Origin of the sequence: Ruminococcus sp. AF17-12 (genome assembly GCF_003479245.1) — a bacterium.
GTDB lineage: Bacteria > Bacillota > Clostridia > Lachnospirales > Lachnospiraceae > Blautia_A > Blautia_A fusiformis.
Window position 1 is genome coordinate 132,574 of record NZ_QUGY01000009.1, and the last position, 17,057, is coordinate 149,630.

General features: G+C 39.1%; 19 protein-coding genes. All 19 read left to right on the forward strand.

The features are described 5' to 3' along the window. Positions 1 to 18: 18 nt before the first annotated feature. Positions 19 to 204 carry a hypothetical protein gene (locus DWW77_RS11470; protein WP_005423080.1) on the forward strand — a complete coding sequence of 62 codons (186 nt, stop codon included), beginning with the start codon at positions 19 to 21 and terminating at the stop codon, positions 202 to 204. Positions 205 to 215: 11 nt separating this feature from the next. Then, positions 216 to 692, forward strand: a complete 477-nt coding sequence (locus DWW77_RS11475; RefSeq protein ID WP_118064548.1) for a response regulator — start codon at positions 216 to 218, stop codon at positions 690 to 692. A 256-nt stretch (positions 693 to 948) separates the two neighbouring features. Then, positions 949 to 1,500, forward strand: a complete 552-nt coding sequence (locus tag DWW77_RS11480) for a hypothetical protein (protein WP_118064550.1) — start codon at positions 949 to 951, stop codon at positions 1,498 to 1,500. Between the two features lie 77 nt (positions 1,501 to 1,577). Beyond that, on the forward strand, positions 1,578 to 3,464 hold the full coding sequence (locus DWW77_RS11485; RefSeq protein WP_118064552.1) for a beta-N-acetylhexosaminidase: 1,887 nt from the start codon (positions 1,578 to 1,580) through the stop codon (positions 3,462 to 3,464). A 287-nt stretch (positions 3,465 to 3,751) separates the two neighbouring features. Continuing rightward, the gene (tnpA, locus tag DWW77_RS11495) at positions 3,752 to 4,165 is read left to right on the forward strand and encodes an IS66 family insertion sequence element accessory protein TnpA (protein ID WP_182431218.1); all 414 of its coding nucleotides are present in this window, start codon (positions 3,752 to 3,754) and stop codon (positions 4,163 to 4,165) included. Further along, a complete protein-coding gene (gene tnpB / locus DWW77_RS11500; protein ID WP_118169758.1) occupies positions 4,159 to 4,503 on the forward strand; it encodes an IS66 family insertion sequence element accessory protein TnpB in 345 nt (114 codons plus the stop codon). The genes tnpA and tnpB overlap by 7 nt, the downstream gene beginning before the upstream one ends. A 144-nt stretch (positions 4,504 to 4,647) precedes the next feature. Further along, complete coding sequence (tnpC, locus tag DWW77_RS11505) at positions 4,648 to 6,219, forward strand: IS66 family transposase (protein ID WP_118608742.1); 1,572 nt, start codon at positions 4,648 to 4,650, stop codon at positions 6,217 to 6,219. A 245-nt stretch (positions 6,220 to 6,464) separates the two neighbouring features. After that, complete coding sequence (locus tag DWW77_RS11510; RefSeq protein WP_005423065.1) at positions 6,465 to 7,130, forward strand: response regulator transcription factor; 666 nt, start codon at positions 6,465 to 6,467, stop codon at positions 7,128 to 7,130. Next, the gene (locus tag DWW77_RS11515) at positions 7,127 to 8,548 is read left to right on the forward strand and encodes a sensor histidine kinase (protein WP_118064748.1); all 1,422 of its coding nucleotides are present in this window, start codon (positions 7,127 to 7,129) and stop codon (positions 8,546 to 8,548) included. Before DWW77_RS11510 ends, DWW77_RS11515 begins: the two co-directional genes overlap by 4 nt. Positions 8,549 to 8,647: 99 nt before the next feature. Beyond that, positions 8,648 to 10,132 (forward strand): DUF6034 family protein, encoded by a 1,485-nt coding sequence (locus tag DWW77_RS11520; protein ID WP_118013158.1) that lies wholly within the window; start codon positions 8,648 to 8,650, stop codon positions 10,130 to 10,132. Positions 10,133 to 10,250: 118 nt separating this feature from the next. Then, positions 10,251 to 11,024, forward strand: a complete 774-nt coding sequence (locus DWW77_RS11525; RefSeq protein WP_227574037.1) for a hypothetical protein — start codon at positions 10,251 to 10,253, stop codon at positions 11,022 to 11,024. An 18-nt stretch (positions 11,025 to 11,042) separates the two neighbouring features. Further along, positions 11,043 to 11,771, forward strand: coding sequence for an ABC transporter permease (locus DWW77_RS11530; protein WP_227190740.1), 729 nt, complete (start codon positions 11,043 to 11,045; stop codon positions 11,769 to 11,771). A 46-nt stretch (positions 11,772 to 11,817) separates the two neighbouring features. Further along, entirely contained in the window at positions 11,818 to 12,465 is a 648-nt protein-coding gene (locus tag DWW77_RS11535) for an ATP-binding cassette domain-containing protein (RefSeq protein ID WP_167515474.1), read from the forward strand. 2 nt (positions 12,466 to 12,467) lie between these two features. Further along, the gene (locus DWW77_RS11540; protein WP_118608738.1) at positions 12,468 to 13,766 is read left to right on the forward strand and encodes a COG1361 family protein; all 1,299 of its coding nucleotides are present in this window, start codon (positions 12,468 to 12,470) and stop codon (positions 13,764 to 13,766) included. Further along, positions 13,763 to 14,470 carry a hypothetical protein gene (locus DWW77_RS11545; protein ID WP_286188015.1) on the forward strand — a complete coding sequence of 236 codons (708 nt, stop codon included), beginning with the start codon at positions 13,763 to 13,765 and terminating at the stop codon, positions 14,468 to 14,470. The genes DWW77_RS11540 and DWW77_RS11545 overlap by 4 nt, the downstream gene beginning before the upstream one ends. 433 nt (positions 14,471 to 14,903) lie before the next feature. After that, positions 14,904 to 15,881, forward strand: coding sequence for a M28 family metallopeptidase (locus DWW77_RS11550; RefSeq protein ID WP_227752247.1), 978 nt, complete (start codon positions 14,904 to 14,906; stop codon positions 15,879 to 15,881). Positions 15,882 to 16,021: 140 nt separating this feature from the next. Beyond that, the gene (locus DWW77_RS11555) at positions 16,022 to 16,396 is read left to right on the forward strand and encodes a hypothetical protein (RefSeq protein ID WP_059085767.1); all 375 of its coding nucleotides are present in this window, start codon (positions 16,022 to 16,024) and stop codon (positions 16,394 to 16,396) included. Positions 16,397 to 16,705: 309 nt separating this feature from the next. Then, positions 16,706 to 16,843: a hypothetical protein gene (locus tag DWW77_RS11560; protein ID WP_199579967.1), complete on the forward strand. Its 138-nt coding sequence runs from the start codon at positions 16,706 to 16,708 to the stop codon at positions 16,841 to 16,843. Further along, positions 16,806 to 17,057: helix-turn-helix domain-containing protein (locus DWW77_RS11565; protein WP_182431219.1), on the forward strand; the 252-nt coding region annotated here is incomplete at its 3' end. The genes DWW77_RS11560 and DWW77_RS11565, both read left to right, overlap by 38 nt.

The window sequence follows — 17,057 nt, forward strand, 5'->3', positions numbered from 1 at the left end:
GAACAAAGCAGACTTGATGTGGAAGTGGAAGAGCGATTGGTAAAAGCTAGCAATCTCTTCCTTTCACAAAGAGTGAAGAAGAGAAGGCACATTAATGGGATTGACGTATCAATACTGGAACCATATAATGGGTACAAAGAAAAATTTATTTATGGAAATAAACACATTGACAGAGCATGCAAAAGTGCTGTGATTAAAGTTTAAAAAGAATACTTATGAATATCATAAGTAATGCTGTCAAGTATAATAAAGAAAAAGGAGAGATACTGCTCAGCTATTATGAAACACAGGTAGATGATGTATCAATTGAAGGCATGAGAATCCTTTTGGCAGAAGACAATGAATTGAACATGGAAATTGCAGAATTCCTTCTGACAAATGCAGGAGCAGAAATTATAAGGGCTTCAAACGGCAAGGAGGCTGTTGAAGCATTTGCAAAATCAGGTGTTGGTGCGATCAATGTAATTCTGATGGATATTATGATGCCAGTTATGGATGGCCTGGAAGCTACCAGAGAAATACGTATAATGAACAGAAGTGATGCATCTGCTGTTGTGATTATAGCTATGACCGCCAATGCTTTTACAGAAGATAAGACTAAAGCACTGAAGTCTGGAATGGACGATTATCTTACCAAACCACTGGAGTCAGAAAAACTGATTCGTGCCTTAAGTAGATATAAACACAATTAACAGTAACGTTCTTATTAGCCTGATTCAGCCATAGAAACAGGGTGTGGTACGAAATATTATGCGTAAATTTATAAAATGGAACAGTAATTCAGACAAAGAGGGGCATATCAATTGGACAATGATATGCCTCTCTGCCGATGTTTGTTAACTGATGCATTTTGTTTATATATTCCCTTATTTTGTACATGGACTTTTTTATATGGAAGGTGTATAGTGAATGAAAACTATATGATAAAAATTATGGAGGCATAAGATCATGGCTGACTTGATAAATTTTGTTACGCTGTTCAATGGAAAATTTGATAATAAGGATCAATTTGAAAAAATAAGTAAGACAAATCCACAGTATCCATATGCAAAGCATATCAATACAATATGTAATTCCAGAATTGCAAATCTCCCAAATGGTTTCGAAGGTGTATTTATGATTGAAGAGAGCTATTATTCTGTACAGGGAACTACCCGATCTTCTTCACATTTGTTTCTTTTCATGGAAGAAAGCGATTCAATAAAACTTATTTCTTATGAGATACCGGAAGGATATGATAAAAAGAATTTTACTTACAAAACTTTCAAAGGTGCTGACTATGATCAGCTAAAGTGTTCTGCAAAATTTAATCCTGCATTTTTCAGAAAATCAGGTGATACATGGGAAGGCGGAAGTGTAAGTATGTTTTCTCCCGTATTGAAATTTTCTCTTCATGAAAAGTTCACTGAAAATCAATTGGAAGTGTCAGAGTCCATGGAAGTAAATGGGAAAAGAACTTTTGGTTATGATGAACCGATTATTTACAAACGAATAAAATAGAACATTGACAGGGGATGCTCTGCCAAAAAGATTAATTTGTTAAGAAGAGCAGGATTACTAGAGAAAGAGAAATACGTATGAACATTGTTTTTTCATCTGATAAGAAAGAATATAATACTATTAAAAAAGGTACTGAAATACTGCTGGCTGAAAATGACGGTTTCAACCAAAATATAGAATTGTTTGTTAAATTTCAGGACAGACCAGAAATATTGATCAATAAAAGAAAAAACCAGATTCATATCATCTGTCGGGAAATATCTCATTATTACCGCGCACTTAATTATGCCATACATCATATGGAAGAGGATGAATTTCAATATCAAGAGCATGTCTGTTTTGAAAAAAACGGTCTTATGCTGGATTGTTCCAGAAATGCTGTATTTACAGTTGAAAAGGTGAAATTCCTGATCAGGACACTGGCAAAACTTGGAATGAATGTACTCATGCTTTATACAGAAGATACCTATGAAGTAGAGGGGCAGCCTTATTTTGGAGCTTATCGCGGAAAATACACCAAAGACGAAATAAAAGAACTGGATGCTTACGCTTCCATGTTTGGGGTAGAGCTTGTTCCGTGTATTCAAACCCTGGCTCATCTGCACAATGCGCTGAAGTGGCCGGGAATGGATAAGATTCGTGATTCTGCGGACATTCTCCAGTCTGAAAAAGAGGAAACTTATCAGTTTATTGAAAAGCTGCTCAGCTCAGTAAAGGAGAATTTTTCTACCAACAGGGTACATCTTGGAATGGATGAGGCTGTCATGCTGGGACTTGGAAATTATCTAAAAGAAAATGGATATAAAAAAGGGTCACTGATAATCAGGGAACATTGTAACAGGGTCGTAGATATTTGCAGAAAATTAGAATTAAAGCCTATGATATGGAGTGACATGTACATTACAGCAAATTCTACAGGCGGATACTATGATCTGCCCGAAAACACGGACTGCTCCAAATGGGAAAAACCGAAAAAAGATTTAGGATTAGTGTATTGGGACTATTATCATGATGATACCAGAACCTATGAAAAAATGCTGGATATCCATGCGCAGCTTTCGGATAACGTTATTTTTGCAGGAGGATCTTGGATTTGGAACGGAATTTCCCCCAATTATTCTAAGACCTATGCGTGTACCAAGGCAGCTCTTTCTACTTGTAAAAAATACAATATAAAAGAGGTGCTCTGTACAGCATGGATGGATAATGGTGCAGAAACCCCGGTGGATGCTTTGCTTCCGGGACTTGTACTTTTTGCACACCTTGATTTTCACAGAGACTGTGACGAAACAATCCTTAAGCAGGAGTTCAGGAACTGCACAGGCGGGGAATTTGATGATTTTATGGCACTTGACAATTTTGATTCCTTATTCTTAAATACGAAAGAGAATAAAGAGGCTCAAAATCCTTCAAAATATCTGTTATACCAGGATCCAATGTTAGGCATTTTTGATTATCATGTGAAAGAATCAGGTGTCAATACAAAATCTTACTACCAAAACATACAGAAATGTATGAAGGAATGTGCAAAAAAAACAGGAAAATATCAGCTTTTATTTTCATTTTATGAAAAACTGGCGGCGGTATTAGCTGATAAAGCCGATTTGGGCATGTGTATAAAATCAGCATATGACAGATCGGACAGAGCAGCGTTGAAAGATATCAGTCAGAATGTTATTCCTGGAATCATCTGCAATCTGACAGATATGAAATCATCAAGAGAAAAAATCTGGATGAACGATGCAAAGCCATTTGGTTATGAGATTCTGGATATAAAAATTGGTGGCGTAATTACAAGACTTAAAAGTACAGGATACCGGATTGATAATTATCTGAATGGAAATGTGCTTCGTCTGGAAGAGCTGGAAGAGGAAAGACTTCCCTATTTTACCAAAGGAATGGACAAGAGGGAGAACTTATGGAATCGCATCATCAGTGGATGTGATTTGAATGACACGATCTGATAAAGGTAAATGAAGGGAATCAGGCTACGTATGAAAATTCTAGTGATTTTAATAATTTTTGTATTTGCATTGTCTCTCTTTCGAATGATTCTGGAATGGAGTAAAAATAATAATAAATGTTCTCACCAGCGTTATAAACGTAAGCGCAAAATAATTCGACGGATTGTGTTGCCCTAAAAATCAATCCATAATAATCATTAGAGAATGCAAGCATTTCACTTCATTTTCTCTTGCTAGAAATGATAGATGCGAGCATTTTACTCTATTCAAGTTATGGAGGTGTGCTCATGAGAAGCAAAAGAATACCTGCTGAAGAACAATACCGTCTCATCATGGAATGCCGTCAAAGTGGATTGACAGATCATCAATGGTGTGTGGAACATGATATCAAGCCAGGAACTTTTTACAACTGGGTAAAAAGACTGCGTCAGAAAGGTTGTGTGGATTTGCCGGCGTCAACTGGAAGCACCTATCGTGCACCAGAAAGCCAGGAAGTTGTCAGAGTGGATTTTCATGATACTGACCCGATTCCTTATGAACAGCCATTAAATGTAATTCCGGCAGCTACGGAAAGAAATAATCTTTCTGTAGCAGAGCCAATGAAGCTGTCTGTAGGAAGCTTTCATCTAACAATACCAAATGGAACAGATCCTCAGCTTCTGGCTCAAACGCTTCGCATTGTGAAGGAGTTGGAATGTTAGGGGATATCACAGCCGCCGATGAAATCTATATCGTAACAGGCAGAACGGATATGCGGAAATCCATTGACGGGCTGTGCGCTATTGTAGAGGATCAACTCCATATGGATCCAAAGCGAAGTGCCCTGTATCTTTTCTGTGGAAAACGTTGTGACAGGATCAAAGCTTTGCTCTGGGAATCTGACGGATTTGTGTTGCTGTATAAACGTATGGAGGTCCAGGGCAGATTCCGCTGGCCCAGAAATCAGTTGGAAGTAAAACAATTGACCTGGCAGCAATTCGACTGGCTCATGTCCGGGCTTGAAATCGAACAACCAAAGGCATTCAAACCTACGGAATGATTGCATAAAACATCTATGCAAATCAACAGAAACGGAGGGGCCTCACCCTGTATCATGTCTGAAATCCCTTGTAAATGCCGGGGTTTCTGTTTCTTTTTCATTGCTTTTTATGGTATAGATTCAAAAATCCTTGCGTACAAAGACATGATCAACCAACTGAATAAGACCATTTCCACACAGACAGAACTGATCCAGTCTTTACAAAAAACATTGGAAGCAGACCGGCTGGAAAAAGAAAACCTTCATCAGCAGATTGAATATCTCACGAAGAAACTTTTTGGTACTTCCAGTGAAAAACGGAAAAATATCAATGGCCAGTTGAATCTTTTTGATGAAGCCGAGCAGGAAGCAGATCCGACATGGGAACAAGAACTTCCTGATGACATCACTGTTCCGGAACATAAGAGAAAAGCAAGACGGACACATGCAGATCTCTTTAAAAACGTTCCTTCCTGCAACGAGATCATTTCTCTTCCGGAGGAGGAGCGAAACTGTCCAACCTGCGGAACGCAGATGGAATGTATCGGGAAAGAATTCGTCCGCCATGAATTTCGCTTTACCCCTGCCAAAGGAAAAGTAGTAAATATCTATCGTGAAACCTATAAATGCCCGGAGTGTGCCATATCAGAGGAACATCCGGATGATCAGACATTTGTCAAAGCCCCTGTTCAGGAACCATTGATCCCGGAAAGTTATGCATCGGAATCCGTTGTGGGATGGGCAATGCACCAGAAGTACCAGAATGGTCTGCCGTTAAACCGGCAGGAAGAGGACTGGAAGCAACTGGGTGTCCCATTAAGCCGGGCTACGCTTGCTAACTGGATCATTTACTGTGCCGAGAATTATCTCCGTCATGTTTATGATTATTTTCACCGTCAGTTACGGAGGCGTAAATATCTGATGGCAGATGAAACCCGGGTTCAGGTACTGAATGAGCCGGAGCGTAATCCTAAAACGGATTCCTGGATGTGGCTCTTCCGCAGTGGAGAAGATGGACTTCCGCCGATCCTGCTCTATCATTATACAGAGACAAGGGCAAAGTTCCATGCAGCATCTTTCCTACAGGGGTTCAGCGGATATCTGGAGACAGATGGATACCAGGGTTATAATAATCTGCCGGATATCAAACGCTGCTCTTGCTGGGCACATGTAAGACGTTACTTCACAGATGCCATACCGAAAGGGAAAGAGTATGATTACAGCCTTCCAGCAGTGCAGGGAGTACAGTTCTGTTCCAAGCTGTTTGATTGTGAGCGGTACTCAAAAGCAAAAAATCACACTGCGGAGCAGAGAAAACAATTTCGACTTGAAAAGGAGAAGCCGATACTGGAGGCATTCTGGAATTGGCTGGATCAACAGCGCCCAACCAAAGGAACCCGTTTGGCGAAAGCGGTGAACTATGCCCAAAATCGGAAAGACACCCTGATGACCTATCTGGAAGACGGTCATTGCAGTTTATCCAACAATCTTAGCGAGAATGCAATCAGACCATTCACTGTTGGCCGGAAGAACTGGCTGTTCAGCGCCAGTCCTAAAGGAGCCACCGCTAGTGCTATTGTGTATACAATAGTTGAGATGGCAAAAGCGAATGATCTGAATACCTATAAATATCTGACATATCTCTTATCACAACGGCCAAACGATAAAATGTCAGATGAACAGCTGGAACAACTTGCTCCATGGAGCGAGACTGCGAAAGCGAACTGTCAAAACTAAAATAGAGTAAAACGCTTGCATCTATCATTTTGGTGCAAGCGTAATTTACGAGTAACGTAGCAATATTTTGCGCTTACTTATAAACGATCAGAAAATAACGGTTTATACAGGAAATCAAAACTATTCTCACAGAATGGTTTTGGTTTCCTTTTTTGCTGTTACAAATCAGTTACAACTGCATTATAGAATTTAATGTATAATTAACCTGTGAAAAGATAGTTATAAAAACATGTGAGGTAATAATTATGAAGGCAAGAATTCTTGTGATAGAAGACGAAATGTCAATCAATGACCTGCTATGTATGAATTTGGAGATTGCAGGGTATGAAACAGTAGGATATCTGGATGGAAATGAGGCATATGAAGCAATTATTCAAGATCATGCGTTTCAGTGTGCACTTGTAGATATCATGCTTCCCGGAAGAGACGGATATAGCCTGTTACCGAAACTGAAGCAGTATGAAATCCCCGTAATATTTCTTACCGCAAAGGGAGATATCGCGAGCAAGATAAAGGGATTAAAAGACGGTGCAGAAGATTATATTGTAAAACCATTTGAAATGCTGGAAGTGATGGTCCGTCTTGAAAAAGTACTGGAACGCAATGGCACTGTACAAGAACAGATTCAAATTGGTGATGTCATCATTGATACTGCTAGTCGTACTGTTACAAAAATGGGCATGGAAATCTATTTAAAGCCAATGGAATATAACTGCCTCATGGTGTTCGCCAAAAATCCGAATAAAGCACTGACCAGGAATCAGATCCTGCAGGAACTGTGGAATGAAGAGTTCTGCGGAGAAACAAGAACTGTGGATGCACATGTGGGTCGTATCAGGAAAAAGCTTGGATGGCAGGATAAGATTAAAACAATTCCCAGAATCGGTTACAGGCTTGAGGTGGATTTATGAAACTCTTAATAAAGATTTTTTCTCAGACTACATGTATCATTCTGTTGGTATCGTTAGGGATCTTTCTTTATACCACTTATTGTTGGAAAAATCAGAGTATACAGAATATCGACAGTTATGAAAGCAGTATATTTAGAACAAACATCTTACAGTTTGAAAATAAAACAAGCCGTTCCGACGATCAGAAACAGAATACCGACAACGAAATGCGACCACAAATAGTTACTTATGCTTTTCGGCAGGTTTTTCATGACAGTGCTGTTTTATATCTTGATGGAAAAATGACCTATAATGGAACTGTTTATGAATTCGATGTAGAAAGGTTAAGGGAATTATGTGAAAGTAAGGCAAACTTGATGAATCATGGCAGCAACAGTGAAGGTCATGGCCCTATGATCAGTCAGATAAATGGAAGGACACTTTTGTTATTCTACTATGGCAATGCAAATATGGGATATCAGATTGTTACTTATAAAGATATAACAGATGTAATAGAAAAAAGTCATCTGCTGTTTTTTCAGACGGGTGGATTTACTTTATCTTTGATCGTGGTGATGGGAATTGTCCTTTATTTGAGCCTTCGAAAAATCACAGCACCGCTTACAAGCCTAAGAGAAGCTACGCTTCTTGTTTCTGAAGGTATTTATGATTTTAAAGTACCGTCAGAGGGCAATACAGAACTTGCGCAGGTAGGTGCAACCTTTAATTTTATGACAGGTAAAATAAAAGAACAAATTGAAAGTCTTTCTAACATAAACCGGACACAAAAACAGCTTATTGGAAGTCTGGCTCATGAGCTGAAGACCCCAATGACTGCAATCATAGGCTATGCAGATACATTGCTTACTGTGCGCCTGACCCCGGAAAGGCAGGAGAAGGCTCTGATTTATATTGAAAATGAATGTCGCAGGCTTTCAAGACTTTCTATGAAAATGCTGGAATTAACCGGACTCTACGAAGCTTCGGAAGACTCATTCAATCCAGCTGAAATACAGGTGGATAACTTCCTGAAAGAAGTAAAAGAACTCATTGATTGCAGGCTTCAAGAAAAAAACATCTCTCTTGATGTATTTTGTGAACCAAAAGAATTGGTAAAGAAGTTTGATCAGGACTTAATGATAAGTGTAGTGACAAATCTAGTTGATAATGCAGTCAAAGCTTCCAGGAAAGAATCAAAAATTGTGCTTGAGGCAACCCCAGACCATCTGATGGTTCAGGATTTTGGAAAGGGAATACCGAAAGAGGATCTGGAAATGGTGACGGAACCATTTTATATGGTAGACAAATCTCGTTCCAGGGCAAAAGGAAGTGTAGGACTCGGTCTTTCTTTATGTCAGAAAATTATAGAACTGCACGATTTCCAACTGAAGATTGAAAGCAATCCGGGAAAAGGAACTACCGTCTCTGTTTTCTGGTAATCATACTAACGTTTACATATCAGTTACAAATCGCGAAAGATTTGGTGTAATGCTCGATGATATACTTATAACAACCTTAGAAAGGAGATATTACCAGAAATGAGAAAAAACATAAAAAAGTTTGCAGGAATAGTGCTTTGTATTGGAATGTTTACAGGATGCGCACAGACCCCGGATTCTTCTTTGGTAAAGCCGAAGGGGAGCAAGGCTGTAGATGCTTATACGGAAGCGGATGATGTTAGCGGTTCTAAAGGAGAAGCATCTGAAAGCAAGAACGATGACGGTTCAGAGTCAAAGACAACCATCAGGAATCTCATTGATGCTCCTCAAAATTATAAAAGCCATGTGGAAGATGACAGTGCCAAGCTCGTGGTAAATACAGATGCAAGCGTAGAAATTCCGGAAGTGGAAAAGATATCTGCTATTTCTGTCACCGCGGCAGAAGTTACCCAGGAGCTTCTCGACCGTATTACAAACGCATTCTTCTCAGAGGCAAAACTTTATACCATGGATAGTTATTACGTGAAGACAAAGGATGAAATTAAAAAAACTCTGGATGAACTAAAAGAAGACGTTGCAAACGGAAACCTGGATCCGTATAACTATGGAACAGATGATGATGGGAATTATGTCTATGATATCTATGAAGATATTGAGACATGGGAACAGGAATACGAAACTGCTCCGGAAAAGAAAACCCTGACAGAGGCAAAACCTGTTGCCGGAAATTTTTTCGATTGTATTGCACAAATGCCAGACGATTCACAATACTATTATATAACATCTTACACTGGCTCCGATACCTTGTCAGTCAAGATCAAGAAAGCAGCAAACAAGGGCGGGAAAAAAATACCGGAAGATGCAATGTGGTGTGACTACGGATATTCTGAAGAGAAAGAAAAACCCACAGAAGAATCTATCGGGCTGTCCCTGGATGAAGCAAAAAAACTTGTAAAGGAAAAAGTTGAAAAAATGGGCATCACAGATTTACAGTTTTCTAACTGGAATTACGCGGTGTGCAAAAGTTTTGAAGGCGATAATAGTTCAGGTAATTTTGGAAATGGATATAGAATTGACTATGCACGTACCATAAATGGTGTGCCGGTAACTCAGACAATTGCAGACGGTGGAGCATTGGAAGATATGGACAGCACAATGGAAACATGGTCTTATGAAAGTCTCTGTTTTTATGTCGATAAAGATGGCATAGAAAGCATGACTTATTCAAATCCCTACACAATTGGTAAAATAAAGACAGAGAATTTAAATCTTCTTTCATTCAGCGAGGTTATGAAAATTTATGAAAAAATGATGGTGGTAACAAACGCTGATAATATGCAATATGAAAATTCCAGGGTCTATAATATTGATCGGATCGTTCTTGGTTATGCCAGAATATATGAGCCGTCTACTGACGCACACACAGGTATTTTGATCCCCGTCTGGGATTTTTTCGGCAGCATGACTTCAGAAAGTGAATATAACGGAGAAACAGAATCAAATACCAGTAAAGATCCGAATGAAAGTTTCCTTACCATTAATGCCGTGGATGGCAGTATCATAGACCGGAATCTGGGTTACTGACATGAGACAGGTATTTGGAATTGTAAGGTACAATTTCTTCGGATTTTTACGCAATCCCAAAGTTATTTTTATATTTCTGTTAGAATTTGTACTTAGTTTTCTACTTACAGGCAGAATCATGGTTGTAATGGAGACCTACGATACACCGGTACAGGCCATTGAGCCATTTATCTGGACATTTGGGGATGGGATAGCAGTACTGTCCAGTTCGCTGCTCTTGCTTCTTATGTTTTCTGACCTGCCGAAGATGACACCTATTACTCCATACCAGCTGACCCGGACAACCAAGAGAAAATGGCTTTTAGGTCAATTCATTTATGTTATTCTTGTAACTGTTTTATATACGGTTTTGATGCTGCTGTTTACGGCCGTGCTGTGTATGAAAAAAAGTTATCCAGGTAACCTGTGGAGCGAAACTGCGGCCATGCTTGGTTATTCAGAATTAGGAAAAAACCTACAGGTCCCTTCTACAGTAAGGGTCATGGAAAGTATCTCACCCTATGGCTGTATGCTGCAGGTTTTCTTCCTTCTGTTTTGTTATTCGCTGACCTTAAGCTTTGTAATCCTTGTAGGAAATCTCTATAAAGGGAAGACTAAGGGGATGATTTTTGGCCTTCTTTACAGTGTTTTTGGCTTTTTATTGGACCCGAAAGTACTGGCTGCAATTTTACATAAAGAAAAATACGAAATGTATCAGGTAAATGTATTAATCTGCTGGATTAGTCCTCTGAACCAGGCAGTATACGGAAAACATAACTTGGGTTATGATCCATTGCTCCCGAAAATCTCGCATTCCTATATGTTTTTTCTGGGTATTTTAGTTCTTCTTGCAGTTTTTGCAATTAACCGGATGAAAAAATATACCTTTGAATTTCTTGGAGAAAAGACATGATCGGAAGGGGGAAAACCTATGTGGGGTGAAACAAAACGTATGTTTTTTAATAAGAATTTTCTGGCAGCATGGCTGATAGCCTGCATTTCCATAGCCATTGGACAGACTTATCCCAGCTTAAAAAAAGCACTGACATGTGGTACTTTTATCAGTATACTGGAAGGTTCCTTAAAAAGTCAGGCAGTATCTTTTGCCATTCCGGTAGCAGCCGTATTGCCATGGAGTGATTCCATTCTGCAAGAATATAAAAGTGGATTTTTAAAGGAGATACTTCCCAGAACGACTCGCAGACAGTATATCGAAGGTAAAGTTTTTTCCATTATGGTATCTGGTTTTATGGTCTGGACGTTATCTATACTAACGGTACTTTTTATCAATTTTATTGTGTTCTATCCGCTGGAGATAAAGGGTGCTATTCAGAAAGAAGCACTTCTGGACTTACTCATGAAGGCATTTCGGACAGGACTTATCGGAAGTATCATAAGCACTTTCGGTGGAAGCTGCGGGATTTTATGGGATTCTGCTTACATGGCATATGGAATCCCTTTTGTAAGCTTTTATTTCGGAATTATCCTTCATGACCGCTATTTTAAGAATCAGATATGGTTTTATCCAGTAGAATGGATACTGGCTGATGAAAATTGGGGACCGGACAAAATAGGAGTTTGGCTATTTCTACTGTTGTTTTTATTAGTAATGCTGGGAATTCTGGGAGGTGTTTTATATGGAAGATTGGAAGAAATCTGAAAAGACATTTAGTCTGGCCTGTAATCTGGAAAGAGCAAGTGGAACGATGCAGAACACCTGCGTAAAAATAGAACACGTGACCAAACGTTTCGGTGAAGACATCGTGTTACAGGAAGTAAATCTTTCCCTGAAAACAGGGAACGTCTATGGGATTGTTGGAAATAACGGTTCAGGGAAGACCGTTCTTATGAAATGCATCTGTGGGTTTCTTCCTGTAACTACGGGCACTATTTTTGTATTCGGGAAAAAAATAGGTCATGATGTGGATTTTCCTGAAAGTCTTGGAGTTATTATCGAGACTCCCGGTTTTCTTACACAATATACGGGCTTTAAAAACCTGGAGATCCTGGCAGACATGAATGGCCGGATTTCGAAGGCCGATATCCGCATAGTCTTAAAAAGGGTAGGATTGGATCCGGACATGAAGAAACCAGTCGGAAAATATTCCCTTGGAATGCGTCAACGCCTTGGTATTGCACAGGCCATTATGGAAGATCCTCTGTTTTTGATCCTGGATGAGCCGTTTAATGGACTGGATAAACATGGCGTGGAAGAAATAAGAGAACTGCTGCTGGATTTAAAAGCAGCAGGAAAAACCATTTTGCTGGCAAGCCATAATGAAGAGGACATCAGAATCTTATGTGACCACGTATATGAAATGGATGGAGGAATCTTAAGAGAAAGGACTGCCTGATAATGAGAAATTTATTTGTAAAAACGGCATTAGTATTGTGTACGACAATAATATTTCTTCCAGCTACCGTTTTTGCCACAGAGCCTCAAAACACGGAGATTACATCTGCTGAAGAAGGATTTACGGACTCAGATCCGTCCGTATCTTATGAGAATGACAACTCGTTAACCCTTGATGAAAAAGAGGATGATTCTACGAGTACCGAACCTCCGGCAGAGGATGAAAAGACTCCTGATAAAGCTGATACCGATAAAGAAAATCCGGATCCGGATATTTTTACATCAGGAGATGACTTTGGTGATGGTTCTAAATCGAATCCTTTTCATGTTGTAATAGACAGTGATAATCCGGAAGACGGTGACGCCCCGCAGATAACAGATCCGGTTATAGACAACGGAGGGTATTCGGGCGGTGGGGGAGGAGGTAATTCAACATCAGACTCATCAAGTGAAAAAATATTACATAAACCGCAGGTATTATTAGAAGACAGCAATCTTTCGGGTGGACGATTGGAGGCTGGTTCTACAACAGAAATGTCGCTGACATTTCGAAATAAAAGCTGCAGTCAAAATGTATTTGGTTTAAAAATTTCCCTTTCTACAGAGAACAAAGGAATTGAATTTGAGAAAAACTCTTTTTATGTACAAGTCCTGGCTCCTGGTGAAGCAATTACTTTGGAACAGATGATTACTATAACAGAAAACTGTGATCCTGGCCAGGCTGTCATTACTTTTTCTCTGGATTATGAAGATTCGAAAGCAACGGCAACTACCGGTACAGAATTACTGTCTTTTCAGATCATCCAACCGGTTCGTGTTAAGCTGGAAGCTTCAGATATTCCATCTGTTTTATACACTATGGATACAGTAGAGATCCCGGTAAAAGCAATGAATCTTGGAAGAGACAAAATATACAATGCAAGTGTCAGCTTAAAGGCTGATGAATTAAGCTCAAACGATACTGCATTCTTAGGGACCATAGAGGCCGGAGATTTATCCCAAGGAAGTCTTCGCATATATGTAAAAGGAAAAACAGGAAAATGTGCAGGACAATTAATTCTTACGTATGAGGATGCAGATGGCAAATCATATGAGGAAGAAATAAAATTTGATTCTGAAATCAAAGAAACCCAGATAAAGTCTTTAAAGGTTGAAGATGACCAGGAGAAAACCAATAACTGGTGGTATTCCATAGCTGCAGTTGTTGCAGTACTGCTTATTTCCATAATCCTGATTCTGGTCAGAAAGCTTCATAAGAAAAATATCCTTCTCGAAGAAGTGAGAAAGGCGGCTTCTCATTGAAAAGAAAAAAAATAGACAGCTTTACCTTATTTGTCATACTTCTGCTGGCATTGATACTTACATTATTAGGAATGCTGCTGGCAGGCATGAAAGAAGAAAAACGGCAATTTACTGTGTTACTCCCACTTGGAGATCTGGCTTATGATGAAGATTTTTTGCAGAAAGCGAAGAAGATAAAAGGTATAAAAGAAATCTGGCCAGTCATAGAAGTCCCGGTTGTCATCAAAATTGAAGATTATACGGAAACAACGACTTTTTCAGGAATTGATATGAATGCGTTTGGAAAAAATCCAACTCAGAATGAATTGGGGAAGATGCCGTTGGTATTGCTGGGAAATGGTTCCCTACGGGATATGAAAGACTATAATAATCATGCCATTTCAAAAAAACAACAGGAAAAATTTTTAGAGATGGGTGAAAACCTGAATATTTTTTATTCCCTGGATGAAAAAGAGAAGGATACTCCCAAAGCCACGGATGATCTTACCACTTTATCCGGCAATTCCGCAAGAGAACCGCAAACCTCATATATGCCCTGTAAAGCCGCTGTAGTAATAGAAGGCAACGAAATCTACATACCCATTTCCCAGGCACAGGATCTCTGTAGAAAAATAGGAGAGCCTTCTGAAATCAGTAAAGTATATCTAAAAATAAATGGAAAAAATAACCTGGAGAACGCAAAGAAAATACTTTCAGGAATTTAACATAATATATAGCAAGAAGTCTCCTTCCTTTACAGATGTGCAATGAATTGTAAAAGTACTGTACGAACGCTGTAAAAGCAAAAAAGAACACTTGGTTGGTGATGCAGTTCATGGTATAATAGTATCAGTTGATAACATAAATGATAAAAAAGCTAATTTTGTTAAAAAAGGATCACAATGTACATTTAGAATATCAGATTTACCGCCTTTTGATCATGTGGTTGTAATGTTCCGTGCATAGCCCAGAATGGAACTAAGTAAATTTATCAATGTCTGTCCCTTTTTCAAAATCTGAGATTTAATTGGCAGAAGTATATCACATGATAATGTTTATGGTATGAAAAAAAGCTTTCGTTGTAGCCTATGGTTCTGCATGGAAAGTTATTGGATAAAAGATACTGATTAATACTTGGTAAAATGAGGGAGCTCACAAATGAAAAAAATTACAATTGCCTTAATTATGGTTATATCATTAATAGCACCAATTCAGACAATGGCGGAGAGTGTTACCCAGAACGGTACAATAATAGAGCCTTTGGAACAGAATATTGAACAGATCATCGATGAAATCACTTCTGAACCGCGTCCAATAAATTCTGATGCAATACAGAATGTAAAAGAATATATTAGTGAATATTTTGGCAATCTGGGATATGACAATATAGAATACCAGAAATTCGAATATAACGATGAAAACAATGAGAATGCAATAAGGCATTCCTCGCAGGCGGATGTGTTTCTGGCATCAACAGCCGAGGATGCAATTGTTGACGGCATTGGTGAAAATATCATTGTGACAAAAAACTCATCCATTGATACTACAAAAAATCTGATCATAAGTGCCCATTATGACAGTGCAGAAGATTCGGTGGGCGCCAATGATAACGGTTCCGGAGTGGCAGCAGTGCTTGAACTGGCAAGGATTTTAAAAGATACAGAGATACCGTATAATATAAAATTCATCCTATTCTCGGGCGAAGAGAAATATATGCTGGGTTCAAGATGGTATGTTGGTAAGCTGACGGAGGACGAGCGGAAACAGATCATCGGAGTAATAAATATTGATACTATTGCAGAAAAAAGTGATCTGGGTTATATGGCGATGATCGAAGGAAACAAAAGACCAGACAATGCGGAATATGATGATGAGGGATTGAAAAAACTGGCAGAATTAAATAAAAACAGTATGTCAGAACTATTTACACCCAGTGACAGATTTTTCCTGACAATGGCAACCAACAGTGACCATTATCCGTTTGCATTAGTGAATATCCCGGCAGTATCTATTGTCCAGGACTGGCAAGATGGTTTGAACGTGAATGATAGTTCTGATGTAAAAGAAAATATGGATATACAGAGAATTGTGGAAGTGATTGATCAGGTTATGGAAGTACTTCCAACGATCAATTAAATTTATATTAAAAATCTCCCACTAATGGTAGTGCCAGATAAAAAACATTGTAGAAGTCAGTAATATTAATGTTTTTCATGGTGCTAGCACGGTACGAAGTCGAAATAATCAAATACTGACAGAGACTAGGAGGTGGAATAATGAAAAAATGGATCGTGATGCTGGCGGTACTTGTTATGTTCTGTCTGGCGGGATGTGGGGAAAAGCCGATGACAGCAGTGTATTTTCATACAGATGATAACAGCTGGTATTTTGCGGATCTGGACACGGACACGATTTTTTCCGGAACGATACCGGATAAGCTTACGGATGAGAATGGAAAGAAGCTGACAGAGGAAGATATGACAGACGGAGATGTTTACCTGATCTATGGAGATGGTATCATGCTGCAAAGCTTCCCGGGACAGTATCCGGGAATCACAAAGATGGTACGGAAAGAACAGGGCAATCAGGAAAAGGCCGATCATTACCGGAAGGAGCTGCTTTCCATGATGCGTCCGGTGACTGAAGAGTGATAAAATAAAGCTTTTTTAGAAAAATATTAAAAGAAAATATATATCCATTTCTTCTATATTTTGATAAACTATATATTAAGGCCACTGAGAAGAATAAATTTTAACAAATGTAGCAAGAATTCTCCCACCTCTTCAGGTGGTGAGATGAATTGCACATCTGAGCATATCTGCTCAAAAAAAATCTCTATAGTATAAAAGAAACACTCGTTCTCCCTTCCCTGATGTAGTATACTGAAAAAGAACAATTAGTTCATAAATACATATCCGTCGATATAAGAAAAAGGACGATAAATATAATGGAGTTAGACCATGAAAGATGCATTCTGGGGTCAGATCTTCGGCCTGCTCAGTGCAGGTGGAGCAACGATTGAAACGATACGGCAGTATATAGAAAGCCAGGGTGAGAAGAATGAACCGCGCCGTAAAAATAAGGATCTATCCAAATAAAGAGCAGAGAGTTCAGATAGAGCAAACAATCGGCTGCAGCCGCTTTATCTATAACCAGATGCTTGCAGATAAGATCAGCTATTACCAGAAAGAAAAAAAGATGCTCCGGAACACACCGGCCGGATATAAAAAGGAATATCCATGGCTGAAGGAGGTGGATTCCCTTGCCCTGGCGAATGCGCAACTGCATCTGGAAAGTGCGTTCCGGAAGTTT

Bases quoted from the DNA above. Each gene is read 5' to 3' on its own strand.
- DWW77_RS11475 (WP_118064548.1), top strand. From the start codon at position 216: ATGAATATCATAAGTAATGCTGTCAAGTATAATAAAGAAAAAGGAGAG.
- DWW77_RS11480 (WP_118064550.1), top strand. From the start codon at position 949: ATGGCTGACTTGATAAATTTTGTTACGCTGTTCAATGGAAAATTTGAT.
- DWW77_RS11485 (WP_118064552.1), top strand. From the start codon at position 1,578: ATGAACATTGTTTTTTCATCTGATAAGAAAGAATATAATACTATTAAA.
- tnpA (WP_182431218.1), top strand. From the start codon at position 3,752: ATGAGAAGCAAAAGAATACCTGCTGAAGAACAATACCGTCTCATCATG.
- tnpB (WP_118169758.1), top strand. From the start codon at position 4,159: ATGTTAGGGGATATCACAGCCGCCGATGAAATCTATATCGTAACAGGC.
- tnpC (WP_118608742.1), top strand. From the start codon at position 4,648: ATGATCAACCAACTGAATAAGACCATTTCCACACAGACAGAACTGATC.
- DWW77_RS11510 (WP_005423065.1), top strand. From the start codon at position 6,465: ATGAAGGCAAGAATTCTTGTGATAGAAGACGAAATGTCAATCAATGAC.
- DWW77_RS11515 (WP_118064748.1), top strand. From the start codon at position 7,127: ATGAAACTCTTAATAAAGATTTTTTCTCAGACTACATGTATCATTCTG.
- DWW77_RS11520 (WP_118013158.1), top strand. From the start codon at position 8,648: ATGAGAAAAAACATAAAAAAGTTTGCAGGAATAGTGCTTTGTATTGGA.
- DWW77_RS11525 (WP_227574037.1), top strand. From the start codon at position 10,251: ATGGTTGTAATGGAGACCTACGATACACCGGTACAGGCCATTGAGCCA.
- DWW77_RS11530 (WP_227190740.1), top strand. From the start codon at position 11,043: ATGTGGGGTGAAACAAAACGTATGTTTTTTAATAAGAATTTTCTGGCA.
- DWW77_RS11535 (WP_167515474.1), top strand. From the start codon at position 11,818: ATGCAGAACACCTGCGTAAAAATAGAACACGTGACCAAACGTTTCGGT.
- DWW77_RS11540 (WP_118608738.1), top strand. From the start codon at position 12,468: ATGAGAAATTTATTTGTAAAAACGGCATTAGTATTGTGTACGACAATA.
- DWW77_RS11550 (WP_227752247.1), top strand. From the start codon at position 14,904: ATGAAAAAAATTACAATTGCCTTAATTATGGTTATATCATTAATAGCA.
- DWW77_RS11555 (WP_059085767.1), top strand. From the start codon at position 16,022: ATGAAAAAATGGATCGTGATGCTGGCGGTACTTGTTATGTTCTGTCTG.
- DWW77_RS11560 (WP_199579967.1), top strand. From the start codon at position 16,706: ATGAAAGATGCATTCTGGGGTCAGATCTTCGGCCTGCTCAGTGCAGGT.